At 37.1% G+C, this 16,174-nt stretch carries 13 protein-coding genes and 1 tRNA gene; 6 read left to right on the forward strand and 8 right to left on the reverse strand.

Annotated elements, in window-relative coordinates; all coding sequences use genetic code 11:
* The first annotated feature begins 93 nt into the window (after window positions 1-93).
* Window positions 94-1,251, forward strand: a complete 1,158-nt coding sequence (locus MWU65_RS12710) for a homogentisate 1,2-dioxygenase (RefSeq protein WP_247078445.1) — start codon at window positions 94-96, stop codon at window positions 1,249-1,251.
* 11 nt (window positions 1,252-1,262) lie between these two features.
* Here the strand turns inward: MWU65_RS12710 and hutG are convergent, their stop codons facing one another.
* Entirely contained in the window at window positions 1,263-2,210 is a 948-nt protein-coding gene (hutG, locus tag MWU65_RS12715) for a formimidoylglutamase (protein WP_247078446.1), read from the reverse strand.
* Window positions 2,211-2,369: 159 nt separating this feature from the next.
* Here hutG and modA point away from each other — a divergent pair, with 159 nt between their 5' ends.
* The 5 genes from modA to MWU65_RS12740 all read left to right on the forward strand — a co-directional run bounded on the left by modA (window position 2,370) and on the right by MWU65_RS12740 (window position 8,209).
* A complete protein-coding gene (gene modA / locus MWU65_RS12720; protein ID WP_247078447.1) occupies window positions 2,370-3,122 on the forward strand; it encodes a molybdate ABC transporter substrate-binding protein in 753 nt (250 codons plus the stop codon).
* Between the two features lie 87 nt (window positions 3,123-3,209).
* Window positions 3,210-3,965, forward strand: coding sequence for an ABC transporter permease (locus MWU65_RS12725; protein WP_247078448.1), 756 nt, complete (start codon window positions 3,210-3,212; stop codon window positions 3,963-3,965).
* Between the two features lie 2 nt (window positions 3,966-3,967).
* A complete protein-coding gene (locus tag MWU65_RS12730) occupies window positions 3,968-4,609 on the forward strand; it encodes an ABC transporter ATP-binding protein (RefSeq protein WP_247078449.1) in 642 nt (213 codons plus the stop codon).
* A 132-nt stretch (window positions 4,610-4,741) separates the two neighbouring features.
* Window positions 4,742-7,129: a TonB-dependent receptor gene (locus MWU65_RS12735; protein ID WP_247078450.1), complete on the forward strand. Its 2,388-nt coding sequence runs from the start codon at window positions 4,742-4,744 to the stop codon at window positions 7,127-7,129.
* A 6-nt stretch (window positions 7,130-7,135) separates the two neighbouring features.
* Complete coding sequence (locus tag MWU65_RS12740) at window positions 7,136-8,209, forward strand: PepSY-associated TM helix domain-containing protein (RefSeq protein WP_247078451.1); 1,074 nt, start codon at window positions 7,136-7,138, stop codon at window positions 8,207-8,209.
* Between the two features lie 11 nt (window positions 8,210-8,220).
* Here the strand turns inward: MWU65_RS12740 and MWU65_RS12745 are convergent, their stop codons facing one another.
* The 7 genes from MWU65_RS12745 to hutH all read right to left on the reverse strand — a co-directional run bounded on the left by MWU65_RS12745 (window position 8,221) and on the right by hutH (window position 16,112).
* Entirely contained in the window at window positions 8,221-9,111 is an 891-nt protein-coding gene (locus tag MWU65_RS12745) for a DUF808 domain-containing protein (protein ID WP_247078452.1), read from the reverse strand.
* 97 nt (window positions 9,112-9,208) lie between these two features.
* Window positions 9,209-9,282 (reverse strand) — tRNA-Asp (locus MWU65_RS12750).
* Window positions 9,283-9,355: 73 nt separating this feature from the next.
* On the reverse strand, window positions 9,356-10,282 hold the full coding sequence (locus MWU65_RS12755) for a DUF58 domain-containing protein (protein WP_247078453.1): 927 nt from the start codon (window positions 10,280-10,282) through the stop codon (window positions 9,356-9,358).
* 240 nt (window positions 10,283-10,522) lie between these two features.
* Window positions 10,523-10,840, reverse strand: coding sequence for a thioredoxin (trxA, locus tag MWU65_RS12760; RefSeq protein ID WP_247078455.1), 318 nt, complete (start codon window positions 10,838-10,840; stop codon window positions 10,523-10,525).
* A gap of 135 nt (window positions 10,841-10,975) precedes the next feature.
* On the reverse strand, window positions 10,976-12,979 hold the full coding sequence (locus MWU65_RS12765) for a urocanate hydratase (RefSeq protein ID WP_247078457.1): 2,004 nt from the start codon (window positions 12,977-12,979) through the stop codon (window positions 10,976-10,978).
* 315 nt (window positions 12,980-13,294) lie between these two features.
* Complete coding sequence (gene hutI / locus MWU65_RS12770; RefSeq protein ID WP_247078459.1) at window positions 13,295-14,530, reverse strand: imidazolonepropionase; 1,236 nt, start codon at window positions 14,528-14,530, stop codon at window positions 13,295-13,297.
* Between the two features lies 1 nt (window position 14,531).
* Window positions 14,532-16,112 carry a histidine ammonia-lyase gene (gene hutH / locus MWU65_RS12775; protein WP_247078461.1) on the reverse strand — a complete coding sequence of 527 codons (1,581 nt, stop codon included), beginning with the start codon at window positions 16,110-16,112 and terminating at the stop codon, window positions 14,532-14,534.
* Window positions 16,113-16,174: the final 62 nt, after the last annotated feature.

Genomic DNA, 16,174 nt, shown 5'->3' on the forward strand with positions numbered 1-16,174 from the left:
ATTTCTTGCGATAACCGTTTATTTTGGGCGTTATATTTCACTAAAAGTTCTAAATAGTGTACTTTTAGTAAAGATTTATTAGCACAAGAAAATATGCCTTTATATCATACACTAGGAAAAATCCCATCTAAAAGACACACTGTTTTTAAAAAAGAGGATGGCACATTGCACTACGAACAATTGTTTGGTACCATTGGATTTGACGGGATGTCATCATTAATGTATCATTTGCATAGGCCCACAATGGTGAAAGAGGTGGGGGAGTCTATCGATGTTTCTCCAAAGGCTGCTGTGTCACATAATATTAAATCTCGGTTGTTAAAAGGGTTCCAAGTTAAACCGGAAGACGATTATTTAGAGAGTAGAAAAACCGTATTGTTTAACAATGATGTGCACATTGGATTGGCGGCTCCAAAAAAATCGCTAACCGATTATTTTTATAAGAATGCAGATGCAGATGAATTGCTTTTTGTACATAAAGGTACTGGAACTTTAAAAACAATGTTGGGAGAGATTCCGTTTGAATATGGCGATTATATCCTAATTCCTCGCGGAATTATCTATCAAATAGAGTTTGATACAGAAGATAACCGATTGTTTATTACAGAGTCTTACCACCCTATCTATACCCCAAAAAGATACCGCAATTGGTTTGGCCAGCATTTGGAACATTCCCCTTTTTGTGAGCGCGATTTTAAATTGCCGCGAAACTTACAGACGCATGATGAAAAAGGTGAATTTTTAATGAAAATTAAAAAGCAGGGACGGTTGCATCAGTTAACCTATGGGTCACATCCTTTTGATGTGGTTGGTTGGGACGGTTACAATTATCCATATGTTTTTTCTATACATAATTTTGAGCCCATTACAGGTCGTGTACATCAACCGCCACCAGTACATCAAACTTTTGAAACGAGTGCCTTTGTAGTCTGTTCTTTTGTGCCAAGGTTGTACGATTATCACCCAGATTCAATTCCGGCGCCTTACAACCATTCTAACATAGATTCAGATGAGGTATTGTACTATGTAGACGGAGATTTTATGAGCCGAAACAATATTGACAAAGGTTATATTTCCCTGCATCCTGCTGGGATTCCACATGGGCCGCACCCAGGAACCTATGAGGCTAGTATTGGAAAAACAAAAACGGAGGAACTAGCGGTAATGGTAGACACCTTTAAACCATTACAAGTTACCCAATATGCCTTAGATATTGACGATGGAAAGTATTACCAGAGTTGGATGGAATAGGGAGTCCCCTTTTAAATGGAATGCATAATATAATGCGTTAGAGAGGCTGCTAACTTTGCCGTTTGTTTGTCCTGATCGTAGGTTGGATTCATCTCTGCGATGTCTACACTAATTAGTTTCCCAGAATGGATAATCGTTTCCAAACACGCTAAAACAATGTCGGGTGAAAAACCCATAGGCGAAGGGGCGCTAACACCCGGGGCATAGGCTGAAGAAAATCCGTCTAAATCTATGGTGGTGTATATGTAATCTACCCTGTGTATAAACTCAGATATTTGGTTTTGAATATTTTTTAAATGTTGCCCGTTAAATTTTTCATTCCTGATATAATGCACTCCTAACTCCTTGGCAGTTTTAAAAAGTTCGCGGTCATTGGCATCTTCCCGAATTCCTAAGACTAAATATTGAAAATTAGTGTTGCTTGTTTTACAATCGTGGGCGATTTGAAAAAATGGCGTACCCGAATTGTTGCCGTTGGCATTAGAGCGTAGATCAAAATGGGCATCAAAATTAAGTATACCAATGGTTTTGGTTGTACCCAAATAGTTTTTAATACCGTTATAATGCCCGTAAGCCATATCGTGCCCCCCACCAAAAACAATTGGGAAAGCATTTTTTTGTAACAGAGTTGTTATTGTATGCGCTAAAGTTTCTTGTGCTTCTTCCATAGCCGTATCTATGCACTCTACAATACCTATATCCGATACTTGGGTTTCCTGTGGTAAGTGATTGGGCATTTTTGATAACTGCCCTTTAATGGCATCTGGTCCCATTAGGGCACCAACCCTACCTTGATTTCGTTTTACACCTTCGTCGCAAGCATAACTTAACAGGGCAATTGTACTGTTCATCACATGTGGTAAAGTGGCTGTGCAACTAATTTTTTCGTGTAGATACAGTTGTTGCTCAGACTGTCTTCCTTGCCATAGGGTTGGATTGGGTTCCTTTAGATTACTCATAACAGAAGTGTATACTAACAAAAATAGGTAGTTCCTTTAATATCCCACTGTAGTTTATAGTTAAAAATATAAATACGTTTCAAACCGTCCTATTTTAGTTTAAAACTTTTAATTTAGTCAAGCTAAATCATAGGATTATTAATCTAGCAATAGCTCTAAATGAAGTGTAAAATTTTACTACTGTTACTCTTATTGCTTTTTACAATTAGTTGTAAACAAAAAGCAGAAAAAGGTGCGCTTTTGGTGTATTGTGCTGCTGTTGTAAAACCTGTACTTGAGGAAATTAGTCGGGATTACTATGCAGAAAAAGGGGTGCAAATAGATGTGCAGTATGGTGGTTCTGGCACTTTGTTAGCCAATATGAGAGTTTCTGGTAAGGGCGATTTGTATATCCCCGCAGATGGGAGCTATATAGAAGAAGCACTCAGTTTTGGGTTAATAACAGAAAGTAAAGCCTTAGTCCCAATTACACCTGTAATAGCTGTTGCAAAAGGGAACCCTAAGGCAATTAAATCCCTGGACGATTTATACAATAGCTCCTATAAATTAGGCATTGCAAACCCAGATGCTGCCTCCATTGGAAGACTTACAAAACAAATGTTTGTGCAAAATGGCACTTGGAATGCGATAAAGTCCAATGTGTATGTGCAAATGCCAACCGTCTCCGATGTTGCCAATGCAATTAAGCTTAAAACCATAGATGTAGGGGTAGTTTGGAATGTTACTGTGCATCAATATCAAGAATTGGAAGTAGTGCCCATTGACTATTTTACTTTGTTTACAAAGTATGTGTCAGCTGGAGTTTTAAAATCTTCAGCCCAACCCGAAGAAGCTAGTCGATTTTTAGCCTATTTATCAACAAGAGATAAAAGCGCAAAAACCTTTAAAAAGTATGGATATCCAGTATATTAGCAAGGCGTAAAAGAAGGAGTTATCAATAAAGAAAAGCAACATATAGAGCGTCACAAGGTAAAATCTAACGTACCATTTTATTTGGTAATGGGGGTAATTGGTTCTACCTATATTGTATTGATCATAGCTATGATTTTAGCAGATTTTGCCTATACAAGCCCGGGCCATATTATTGAGGCCCTGGGAAGTAAAGAAATTCAATATGCTATTAAATTAAGCCTAATAACGGCTACCATTACTATGGTATTGAGTGTGCTTGTAGCCATTCCTATTGGGTATTTTATGGCCCGTTTTCAGTTCCGATTAAAAAAATTCATTGATGCTATTATAGACATACCTATTGTACTGCCCCCCTTAGTTATAGGTTTAAGTTTGTTGATCCTTTTTCAGACAGGACCGGGTAGGCTCATAGAAAGTTATGTAGGGGTTACCTATACGGTTTATGCTGTAGTGCTGGCCCAGTTTATGGTGGCCTGTGCGTTTGCAGTCCGTACCATGTATGTGACCTTTGCTCAAATTAATAGTAGACAAGAACAGGTGGCTTTAACCCTAGGGTGTAATGAAAAGCAATCCTTTTTTTATGTGTTGTTACCACAAGCTAAAAACGGAATCCTAACAGCGGCTTCTTTGGCTTGGGCAAGGGCATTGGGAGAATTTGGGCCTATTTTAATTTTTGCTGGGGCAACCAGAATGCGAACAGAGGTGTTACCGACAACCATTTTTTTAGAAATGTCGGTCGGGAATATTGAGGCAGCGATAGCTGTTTCCTTACTGATGATCGCTTCAGGTTTTGCGGTATTATTGATTGTACGCATGTTTGGGAATCAAAAAACAGCCTTGTAAGTATGATTGAATGTATAAACGTATGTATAGAGCAAGACAACTTTTTATTAGAAAATATTAGTGTTGCCATAGAAAAAGAAACCTATGTTGTGCTAATGGGAAAAACAGGCAGTGGTAAAACAACGTTATTGGAGGCTATTTGTGGGTTGCGCAAAATTAAAGGGGGACAAATATTGTTAGATAAAATGGATATTTCTAAGCTGTCTCCTGGACAGCGAGGAATAGGGTATGTACCCCAAGATGGCGCCTTGTTTACAACAATGACTGTGGCCCAAAATATAGGTTTTGCTTTAAAAATAAGAAAATGGTCACCGCGTCAAATTGATGTGCGTGTTAAGGAATTGGCGGCTATTTTAGAGATTAATCATTTATTAGAACGTGGCGTTCAAAATTTAAGTGGAGGTGAAAAACAACGGGTTGCATTAGGACGTGCCTTAAGTTTTTATCCAAAATTTTTATGTTTGGATGAGCCACTAAGTGCACTGGATGATTCAAGCAAGGCTAGGATGTATAATTTGTTACTCCACTTAAAGAAAAGTTTAAAGCTTACGATACTTCACGTTTCTCATTCTAAATTTGAAGCAGATAAACTAGCAGATAGAATTCTGCAACTACATGGGGGTGAAGTTGTTGAGCTGAGTTAAATTTTTATTCCTAACAGTGCCACTAGTCCCCATTATTTTCTTTGTTGAAATAAATTCAAAAATAATTTCTTCTTTTCAAGAAGGATTTTATATTTGCATCTTATTTTTAACGAATCTAAATAAACATAAAGAATGAGACTTTTTATATGGGTTGCTACTTTACTACTGTCAGTTCAGTCATTTTCACAATCTAATTTACATGGGAAAATAACAGACCAAAGAAATCAGCCAATTTCAGGTGCTACAATTTATATTGAAACATTGGGTAAGGGGACAACCACAGATCTAAATGGTGAATATAATCTTAGGATCACAGAAAATGGTTCTTATGTAGTTACGTATAGAATGTTGGGGTATCAATTGGTGTCAAAGAACATTGCTTTCAATACGGGAGCCACCAACCAATTAGATATTGTTTTAGAAGAGGATTTAAATAGTTTAGATGAGGTAGTGGTTTCTGCCAGTCGTCATTCAGAATACCTTTCGGAAATACCTGCCTCAGTTACTGTTGTTGGTGAAGCTAAACTAGCCGAGTTTGCTAATTCAACGACTAATATTAGTGAAATACTAGAATTTACAGTTCCTGGCTTGGCGGTGTCAACAGGAACTTTTTCTAATTGGGGACAAACTTTAAGAGGACGGTCGTTATTGGTTATGGTAGACGGTATTCCGCAATCTACCCCCTTACGGAATGGGCAATTGGGTATTAAGTCGATAAGCCCAAATGATATTAGCCGGGTAGAGGTGATTAAAGGGGCAACTTCCATATTTGGTAATGGCGGTAACGGCGGTTTTGTCAATTATATTACAAAAAAGCCAAATGCGATAGAAAAATTAGAAGGTTTTACCAATGTTTGGGGAACCTCTAACTTGGCAAAAACGAATGAAGCCCTAGGTTTTGGGATCAATCAATCTTTTAAAGGTAATTTGGATAAGGTTAGCTATTATATTAGTGGAGGCTATGAGCAAACAGGAAATAAATACGATGCTGATGGTGTTCCTATTTTGCCTACTTATGGGTTTGACAATACCAAAATTTATACCACTTTGGGGAAAATTGAATACCAACTTTCTAGCAATCAGAAAATACTTTTAGGCGGTAATTTATACAAGTCGGCTCAAGACACGCCATTTATTCCTGTGGCAGCGGTTGTAGAGGTTTTTAATGAGGAAGGCGAATATAATATCACTGCTGGATATGGTGAAAAAGGAACTATTCCTGGAGAAAAAGCTACTGGTTCTACCCTTATAAATGGGCAATTGAAATATACGCTAAATAATATTTTTTCGGGGACTACAGATTTTCAAACCGACCTATATTATCAAAACACAGAAAATGTTTTCTTTTATTCTGATAAGTTTGAAAATGGTGGGCAATCTGTAATTAATGCAGAAAAATATGGAATTAGACCTAATTTTATCACTAGTTTAAGTGCGGCTAATACTACAGATATCACTTTAACTTATGGTTTAGATGTTCTAAAAGATAAAACCAATCAAGGGCTTTTAGACGGTAGATTGTGGGTGCCAAACATTCAGATGAATAGCTGGGCACCCTATGCGCAATCTACCTTAAAATTTAATGAAAATTGGGTAGTGAAAGCTGGCTTGCGCTATGATGATATTAATTTGGATATTGTGGATTATAGCACCTTGCCATATTCAGCCAAAGGGGATGGTAATTTTAGTCCTTCCATAGCTGTAGAAGGTGGTGAACTTGGGTTTAATAACCTAGCTTTTAATTTTGGAGCTCGTTATATAGCCCATCAAGAATTTATACCCTATGTGAGTTACTCACAAGGGTTTTCTATTGCAGATTTAGGGTCGGTGTTACGTTCTGCGGTGGCTAGTAATATTAATGATATTCAATTGGAGCCAGCGGTGACAAAAAATTATGAATTTGGTTTTCTTTCAAAATTTAATACGCTAAAATTTGAAGCTGTAGGATACTATAGTACCTCAAATTTGGGTACAGGTGTTGTTTTTGATGATGTGCTCAATACGTTTCAACCGTCTAATCAGCCACAAAACATTTATGGAGGGGAAGTGTCAATAGACTATTTTACACCAGACAACAAATGGCAAATAGGGACTTCATATTCCTATGTAGAAGGAACAAAGCACAATGTTGGTGATGAAAATAACTTAACATACATTGGTGGGGATGTAATTTCTGCACCAAAATGGACAACCTATGTAACTTGGAAGCCCATTACGAAGTTGAGTACGTCAGTTAGAATGACAAATCTGGGAAATAGACAGCGGTTTGATCCTTTTTTAAACGAAAATACAATGAACTATGAATACAGTCATACGCAGTTTCCTGTCAGTGGCTATACCTTGGTAAACTTGTCAATGGCTTATAAATTACAACCAAATATTTCTGTTTCTTTGGCGGTGAATAACTTATTTAATGAATATTATCTTCCTGCCAGGTCTCAATGGGCATCTCCATTAAAAACATTTACGGGTGCAGGTGAAGGCATAAATACCAAATTAAGTGTACAGTATACTTTTTAAAAAATTGTGATTCAGGGCAACAAAATAATTCGAAAGATACACCTTTGGCTAGGACTCACCTGTGGGCTCCTGGCCTCTTTTTCTGGGCTTACAGGAGCCTTATATGTTTGGCAGCCAGAAATAACAGGGGTACTTAACCCTGAATTGCTTCAGGTAGAAAATAAGACTGATTTAGAGGCGATTGATTTTTCAAAAACGGCTGCAAATCTTATAGAAATACATCAAGACAGTATAGATAAAGTGTATTTGCCGTACAGGGAACAACAAACTATTTCTATACTTTTTAAGAATAGTGAAACCGCCTATTATAACCCCAGCAATGGCGTGTTTTTAGGAGGTAAATCTAACTCTATTCTCTTTTTTGAAAATTTATTACAGTTACACCGTACCTTAGGAATCCCAGTAATAGGAAAGTATGTTATGGGAACGAGTGCTATCATTTTCTTTTTAATGATCCTCTTTTCTGGTTTTTTTATTTGGTGGAAAGCATATGGAACTAGCCTAAAGGATGGTTTTAAAATTAAATTTAAGAAGAAGAAAAAAAAGAAGTTTAATTATGACCTTCATAAGGTGCTAGGGGTTGGTTTTTTTATCCCGCTATTTATAATGGCATTTACTGGTGCCTATTTTACCTATAATTCGTATTACAAAAAGGGGTTATCAGTATTAGACTCAAAGGCGCCTACTGCACAAGAATCAAAAATAGGTCATGGCTTATCTTTTAAGGCTGCTTTAGCAAATGCGGATACTAATTATGCGCTACGTGCTATTTACTTTCCTAAAAATAGTACTGAGGATTATAAGTTTAGGTATGTTGAAAATAGGTTTATAACTGCTGGACTTAGAAGAACTAAAGAAATGCAGCTAAGTACAAGTGAAAATATTACGGCGTTCTCAGACTACAGGTTTGATACGGTTAGTAATCAAATTGCAGCACAATTATATCCCGTTCATATTGGAGAAATCGCCGGTCTGTTTGGAAGAATCTTGGTTTTTATCTCTGGATTTATCCCCATTACACTCTATATAACAGGTTTTAAAATTTATCGTTCTAAAAAGAAACGGAAAAAAATAAAATAGCTTTTTTATTTTTAATGATCAACCGCAGTTTTCTTTCCAAATATTTTTTTAAATAGGCCAACGATAGGCAATGTGAGAAGACCAATAATAAGCCCAAGAAGAAATTCAACGAGCATTCCTGGTAACGGTATTGTTTCGGTAAAATGATGGAAAAATGGAACGTTATGTGCAAATACACCGCCAGCTACGGATAATAATGCTAAGGTACCAATAACAGCTAAACCTTTAATAACCCATGGCAAAGCATTTACTAATAAGTTGCCAACCTTATCAGAAAAGCTATCTTCACGTTCATTAAGATTGATTAGTTTTAGGCCAAACTCGTCCATTCTAACAATTAAAGCGACAATACCATAAACACCAATGGTTGCAATTATTGCAATTACAGAAACCACCATAATTTGGGTAGAGATAGGTTCTTTTGTAACCGTACCTAATGCAATGATAACAATTTCAATGGATAGGATAAAATCTGTTAGGATAGCAGATTTTATACGTTGTTTTTCTATCACTTGAAGTTCTTCAATAGAAATGTTTGGATCTAGAATTGCTTCACTTTTGTGTTTGTGTCCTGTTAAAAATTCATATATTTTTTCTGCTCCCTCGTAGGCTAAATAAAGTCCGCCTAGTACTAGGATAACAATCACTGCAATGGGTATAAACGCACTAAGTAAAAAGGCAATGGGTAAAATAATAAGTTTATTTAAAAAGGAACCTTTTGTAATGGCCCAAAGCACAGGGAGTTCTCTGTCTGAAATAAATCCAGAGGCTTTTTCAGCATTTACGGCTAAATCATCACCAAGGATGCCTGCTGTTTTTTTTGCAGCCACCTTACTCATTACGGCAACGTCATCCATTAGGGCTGCGATATCATCTAATAATGCAAAAAATCCTGATGCCATATATTTGTTTCGTTTAAAAGCCCCAAAGGTAATATTTTTCTTTTTTTATAATGGGTATAAAACCAAAAAAGCCTTCAACAAAGTTGAAGGCTTTTAGCGGTCTGGACGGGACTCGAACCCGCGACCCCCTGCGTGACAGGCAGGTATTCTAACCAACTGAACTACCAGACCGTGGCGTTTAGCGGTTGCAAATATACATCGGTTATTTAATTGCACAAAACAATTTCACTAAAAAAAACAAAAATTATAAAAACTTTTGTCGCTCTACCATATAGGTGTTAAAAATTGTTGCAAAATTATCGCGAATATCCACAGCCACATATTTGATTTTATATTGTGCGCACTTTAATTTAAGTGCTGATAAATAACTATTTAGCTCTTCGTGATAAGCTTCTTTAATATGATCTGGGTAAACATCTATTTGTTTATTTGTCTCTACATCAATAAAACGCTTAGGAGTGTTGTCAAAATTAAAATGGACCTCTTTTTGGGTGTCTAAGAGGTGAAAAAGTACAACTTCGTGCTTATTATGCTTCAAATGTTGCAATGCATCGAACAGTTTTTCGTTAGCTGTTGTTGTCTGAAACATATCAGTAAACAGAAAAATTAAACTACGTCTGTGCATTTTTTCTGCTATCTGATGTAAATAGGTGTAGCTTTCCGTTTGTTTGGCGGGTGCTTTATCTACACTAATTTCACTTAATTTAGCAAGCAACATTTGATGATGACGTTCGCTACTTTTTTCGGAAGCATAGAAGTTGTACGCGTCAGAATACACACTTAAACCAACAGCATCCCTTTGTCGCTTTAAAATATTCATTAATGCTGCAATGGCCAATACACCAAAGCCAACTTTGTTGAGGTTATTTACATTGAGACTTTTAACTTCAGGATAGTACATGGATGCCGAGCTATCTAAAATCATATGACACCTTAAATTGGTCTCTTCTTCATATCTTTTGGTGTAAAGTTTGTCTGTTCTGGCATAGAGTTTCCAATCTATATGCTTGGTGCTTTCCCCATTGTTAAAGATTTTATGTTCTGCAAATTCAGCTGAAAAACCATGAAACGGACTCTTGTGAATGCCACTAATAAACCCTTCTACCACTTGTTTGGCTAAAAGGTCTAGATTTAATAGTGGCTGTGCATTTAAATTGTCCTTCAGATTCATAACTTATTTTTTGAAAATTATTTCTTTTTCTAAATTAGCTGTAGCCGTATTCATTTTTATTAGAGTAGGAATAAAGTTAGGTTTTTTTCCTAAAGTAACCTTCCTTTCTATGGGGCTATAATTCTACTTTGTTTCTTGAAATAGGAGTGTTGCTTTAAGCGGTTGTTTTTTAGGTAGATCGTAAAAATAAAAAAGGGTCTGACAAACGCCAAACCCTTTTTTATAATAGTAAGCTGTAGACTATAATAAAGCGTCTATAGCATCTGTGTAAACTTGTTTTGGAGAAACACCAACTTGTCTGCTAACCATTTCACCATTTTTAAAAACCAATACTGTTGGAATGTTACGTACACCGTATTTCGCTGCAAATTCTTGATTTGCATCCACATCTACTTTACCAACAATAGCTTTTCCTTCATATTCGTTGCTAACCTCGTCAATGATTGGACCAACCATTCTACAAGGACCACACCAAGCAGCCCAAAAATCAACAACAACTGGTTTATCGCTTTTTAGTACTACTTCGTCAAAAGTAGCATCTGTTATTTCTAATGCCATATTTTCTAATTTTTAATATTATACAAAGTTAGTCAATTAAATTCCTATTTCCTTAACAACGACTTATACCTATTCTCTATTGTAGTATTGGTAAATATTATAGAAATTTTATTAAAAATATAGGATATAGTTACTTTAAGCAAATAAATCATCTATTAAATTAGTTTCAACCAAATGAGGTATGGTGACCTTTAAGGTGGGTGTTCTCTCCATTTCTCTTTCTATGGCAAAAATAGCTTCCTTGTTACGCGCCCAACTACGTCTAGAAATACCGTTATTTACATCGTAAAAAAGCATGTTTTTTAACTTCTTTGAAGCTTCAATGGTACCGTCTAAAACCATTCCAAAACCACCGTTAATTACTTCTCCCCAGCCAACGCCACCACCATTGTGTATTGATACCCAAGTGGCGCCTCTAAAACTGTCGCCAATAACATTGTGTATGGCCATATCTGCCGTAAATTTACTGCCATCGTAAATATTGCTAGTCTCTCTATAAGGAGAGTCAGTGCCACTTACATCATGGTGATCCCTACCTAAAACCACAGGAGCAGAAAGTTCTCCCCTTTGTATGGCGCTATTAAAAGCTTCTGCAATTTTAGCTCTACCTTCAGCATCGGCATATAAAATACGAGCTTGAGAACCAACAACCATTTTGTTTTTTTCGGCCTCTCTAATCCAAATAATATTGTCCTGCATTTGTTGCTGAATCTCATCTGGAGCAGTAGCCTTTATTTCTTCCAATATTTGAAGTGCAATTGCATCTGTTTTTTGTAAGTCTATTGGATTTCCAGAAGTGCAAACCCATCGGAAAGGCCCAAAACCATAATCAAAACACATAGGGCCAAGAATATCTTGTACATAGGAGGGGTATTTAAAATCGATATTATTTGCCGCCATTACAGCTGCCCCTGCACGTGATGCTTCTAATAAGAAAGCGTTGCCATAATCAAAAAAGTACGTCCCTTTTGCGGCGTGCTTATTTATAGCGGTTACCTGTCTTTGTAATGATACTTGTACTTTTTCTTTAAAGGCATCAGGGTTGAAACTCATTAATGTATTGGCTTCTTCAAAACTTAGTCCGACGGGATAGTATCCACCAGCCCAAGGATTGTGTAAAGAAGTTTGATCTGACCCTAAATGAATGAATATTTTTTCCTTATAAAACTGCTCCCAAACTTCTACAATATTTCCAATGTAGGCGATAGAAACAACCTCTTTATTCTGTTGTGCTTGTTTTGTTCTTATAATTAATTCCTCCATAGAATTGATTAATACATCTACCCAGCCTTGGGCATGTCTTTTTGTTGCTGCTGCAGCATTTACTTCAGCACAAATAGTAATACAGCCCGCAATATTTCCTGCTTTGGGTTGTGCGCCACTCATTCCTCCCAAGCCAGCAGTTAGAAATATTTTTCCAGCCGAATTTTCATGGGGTTGCAACACTTTTCTAAAGGCATTCATAACCGTAATTGTAGTGCCATGCACAATTCCCTGCGGTCCAATGTACATGTAGGAGCCAGCAGTCATTTGTCCGTACTGGGTAACACCTAGCGCATTGTATTTTTCCCAATCGTCTGGTTTAGAATAATTGGGAATCATCATTCCGTTGGTCACCACAACCCTTGGGGCTTCTTTGGTAGAGGGGAAAAGTCCCATAGGATGCCCAGAATAAATATGTAAGGTTTGTTCGTCTGTCATTGTTGCCAAATACTGCATAGTTAACAGGTATTGTGCCCAGTTTTGGAAAACAGAGCCATTGCCACCATAGGTAATTAATTCCTCAGGATGTTGGGCAACAGCAGGATCTAAATTATTCTGAATCATAAGCATTATGGCAGCAGCTTGAGATGTTTTTGCAGGATATGCTGATATGGGTCGTGCATGAATTTTATAGGCTGGTTTAAACCGAAACATATAAATGCGACCGTAATTTTGTAATTCTTGCGCAAATTCTTGCGCCAATTCTTGATGCCAAGTAGCTGGAAAATAACGCAATGCATTTTTTAAGGCCAATTTTTTTTCGTCCTTGGAAAGAATGTCTTTTCTTTTTGGAGCGTGATTTGCATCCAACACATAAGCCTTTTTTGAAGGCAATTGCGATGGAATTCCTTGAAGGATTTGCGATTTAAAATCCATTGTATTGTTTTTTAAATTGGGTTTTTATTTAAAATTTTTAGCCACCTAACTCTTTTTAATTTTTTGCTATCCCTAAAATGAATATTTTGCTCAAGGCTCACCAAATTCTAGGGTTGTAAACTTCTAGGTATTTATTTTACTTCTTTTTCTATTGTTACTCATAAACCTAAATCCTTTCAAATTTATCTAAGTTTCCTTTTTTTATTTATGGAAAATGAATAGGTTATCAACCATCAACCATCAACCATCAACCATCAACCATCAACCATCAACCATCAACCATCAACCATCAACCATCAACTATCAACTATCAAACTAGAAATGCTTGCCGTTTTTCCAAACCATTTCTGGTTTTAACTGCCCTTGTTGGTATAATATTTCTTTATAGTTTGTAGTTGGAAAGGCACTAAAATCGGCCAAAAAGCCTTGTTGTAATTGTCCTCTATCCTTTAGGTTTAAAGCCGCAGCAGCCCTAAATGTTATCCCCGATAAAACCTCCGCATTGCTTAATTTTTGAAAAGTCCCTAGAATAGCGGCTTGCGTAAGTAAATCGCCCATAGGGGCAGAACCCGGGTTATGGTCGCTGGCAATGGCAACAGCGGCCCCGGCATCTAGCAATTTACGAGCGGGAGTAAACGCGCAGCCAAGTCCAATACTTGCACCGGGTAAAGCGGTTGCAATACAATTGCTGTTGGCTAAAATTTCTATTTCTTTGGCAGTGCTAGCCTCTAAGTGATCTGCACTAATGGCATTAAAATCTACGGCAACCTTACTACCGCCTGTAGAGAATTGATCTGCATGTACTGTAATGGTAAACCCCATTTCCGTAGCTTTTTTAAAGTAGGGTGCAATTAGTTGGGGTGAGAATGCCCCTTCTTCGATAAAAGCATCTATTCGGTTTGTTAGGTTTTCTGCTTTTAAAATAGGAAAGAGATTGGTGCTTATTTCTTCCAAATATTCACTAGCCGTGCCCTTGTAATCTTTGGGATGCATATGTGCTGCTAGGCAAGTAGGAATTAAATCAGCTTTACTTTGGGCATTACCATTTTTAATGGCGCGGAGCATTTTTAGTTCTTCAGAAACTGATAAGCCATATCCACTTTTAACTTCAATTGTGGTAACTCCATTTTTAAAATGGTGATTTGCTCTTTTTGCAATACCTTCTTCTAATTCTTCCTGACTCGCTTTTCTTGTCTGAGTTACGGTATCCCAAATGCCACCACCGGATTTAGAAATTTCTAAGTAAGTTTTTCCAGCATTGCGCATGGCGTAATCATTGGCTCTAGAACCGCCAAAGCAAATATGGGTGTGCGAATCTATAAAGCCCGGAAGACAGACATAATCGCCTATTACTTCTTCAAGTGAGGTGTTTCTTATATCAATTTGCTGTAATAAGTCCTTGTACTTGTCAATAGCAATTATGGTGTTGTTCTCAACTAAAATTCCACCATTTTCAATGATTCTTAATTGCTCGTCTTTTACGGCTCCTTTAACAAGAATGCCTGTCATGGGTAAGATTTGTGTAAAAGGGCCTATGAGTGTTTGTTTCATATTAATAGGTTTCAAATTCTTTAGCAAACGGAATTTTCATGGTTAGTTGCTCGCGTTCTTTTACCTGTTCTATCGCTTTTAAAATAGTTTGGTTTTGGATCATTGCAATTCCGGCTTCAATATCCGTGGCAAATACACGGTCTTTGTCTGCAAAAGCTACTTTTTTACGGATTTCACTATGTACTGCTTCTAAAAATACGCCAGATTTCATTGGTTTCCTAAACTCGGAGGCTTGGGCTGCTGTTAGCATTTCTATGGCTAATATTTTTTCCACATTTCCGATAACCTGTAATGCTTTCCGTCCGCTAATAGACCCCATACTTACATGGTCTTCTTGCCCCAAGGAAGTTGGTATGCTGTCTGCACTAGACGGAAAACATAGCCCTTTGTTTTCACTGGCTAGGGCGGCAGTTGTGTATTGTAAAATCATATAACCCGAATTTATACCCGTTTCGTTCATCAGTAATTTAGGTACTCCAGGACTGTTGCCTTCCAAGGCTAAATAAATTCTTCGGTCTGATATATTTCCAATTTCTGAGGCTGCCAAGCACGCATAATCTAATGCCATAGCCAAAGGCTGCCCGTGAAAATTACCGCCACTAATGGTGAGTTCTTCATCTATAATTATAGGATTGTCTGTAACCGAATTTAATTCTATTTCCAGTAATTCTTTCAAATGCAACCAGGCATTTCTAGAGGCCCCATGTACCTGTGGTATACAACGTAACGAATACGGATCTTGTACACGATCACAATTGATATGGTCTTCCATTATTTCTGACCCTTTGAGCAAGCGTTTTACTTTTTTGGCCACATAGAGATTTCCTTTAAATGGGCGTAAGGCATGTAATTCGTTATAAAATGGTTTTACAGAACCTTGTAAGCCTTCCACCATCATAGCGCCTATAACATCGGCTTGCGATAAACAGTTGTGTAATTTTTCAATCACTTTTACCGCATGCGCTGCAATAAACTGCGTTCCGTTAATAAGAGCCAACCCTTCTTTAGGGCCTAAATCAATAGCGTTTACTCCTGTGATATTAAAGAGTTCTGAGGTTTCTAGCGTTGCTCCATTGAATTCAACCTTCCCCAAACCGATTAAGGGTAAAAATAAATGAGAAAGAGGTGCCAAATCTCCGGAAGCACCTACAGATCCTTGTGAGGGCACAACGGGAATGGCATCGTTATCAATATGCCATATAATACGATCTAAGGTAGTTTCTGCAATACCAGAATAACCTTGAGATAAACTATTCATTTTTAGGATCAGCATTAATTTGGCTATTTCGGTATCAATAGGCTTGCCTACGCCAACACTGTGACTTTTTAAAATGTTAGCCTGTAAAATTTTGGTTTCCTCCTTAGATATTTTAGTCGTACACAAAGGTCCAAACCCAGTGTTTATACCATATACAGGATCTCCTTTTTCTACAATAGCAGCAACAGTTTTGCTGCTGTTTCTGATTTTTATACGAGAAGCATTTGAAATTAAGCCTTGGATTTTGCCTTTAGCGATTAAAAGTGCAATACCTGCAGTTAAGTGATCTTCTCCATAATTAAATGTTTTAAGTGCTGAAACCATAGCTTAATTTTTAATAGTCTAAAATTATTGATTAAGTTTGATAATTACCAATATCATTTTTA

Source organism: Cellulophaga sp. F20128, assembly GCF_023015805.1.
Classification (GTDB): domain Bacteria; phylum Bacteroidota; class Bacteroidia; order Flavobacteriales; family Flavobacteriaceae; genus Cellulophaga.

Bases quoted from the DNA above. Each gene is read 5' to 3' on its own strand.
- MWU65_RS12710 (WP_247078445.1), top strand. From the start codon at position 94: ATGCCTTTATATCATACACTAGGAAAAATCCCATCTAAAAGACACACT.
- hutG (WP_247078446.1), bottom strand. From the start codon at position 2,210: ATGAGTAATCTAAAGGAACCCAATCCAACCCTATGGCAAGGAAGACAG.
- modA (WP_247078447.1), top strand. From the start codon at position 2,370: ATGAAGTGTAAAATTTTACTACTGTTACTCTTATTGCTTTTTACAATT.
- MWU65_RS12725 (WP_247078448.1), top strand. From the start codon at position 3,210: ATGGGGGTAATTGGTTCTACCTATATTGTATTGATCATAGCTATGATT.
- MWU65_RS12730 (WP_247078449.1), top strand. From the start codon at position 3,968: ATGATTGAATGTATAAACGTATGTATAGAGCAAGACAACTTTTTATTA.
- MWU65_RS12735 (WP_247078450.1), top strand. From the start codon at position 4,742: ATGAGACTTTTTATATGGGTTGCTACTTTACTACTGTCAGTTCAGTCA.
- MWU65_RS12745 (WP_247078452.1), bottom strand. From the start codon at position 9,111: ATGGCATCAGGATTTTTTGCATTATTAGATGATATCGCAGCCCTAATG.
- MWU65_RS12755 (WP_247078453.1), bottom strand. From the start codon at position 10,282: ATGAATCTGAAGGACAATTTAAATGCACAGCCACTATTAAATCTAGAC.
- trxA (WP_247078455.1), bottom strand. From the start codon at position 10,840: ATGGCATTAGAAATAACAGATGCTACTTTTGACGAAGTAGTACTAAAA.
- MWU65_RS12765 (WP_247078457.1), bottom strand. From the start codon at position 12,979: ATGGATTTTAAATCGCAAATCCTTCAAGGAATTCCATCGCAATTGCCT.
- hutI (WP_247078459.1), bottom strand. From the start codon at position 14,530: ATGAAACAAACACTCATAGGCCCTTTTACACAAATCTTACCCATGACA.
- hutH (WP_247078461.1), bottom strand. From the start codon at position 16,112: ATGGTTTCAGCACTTAAAACATTTAATTATGGAGAAGATCACTTAACT.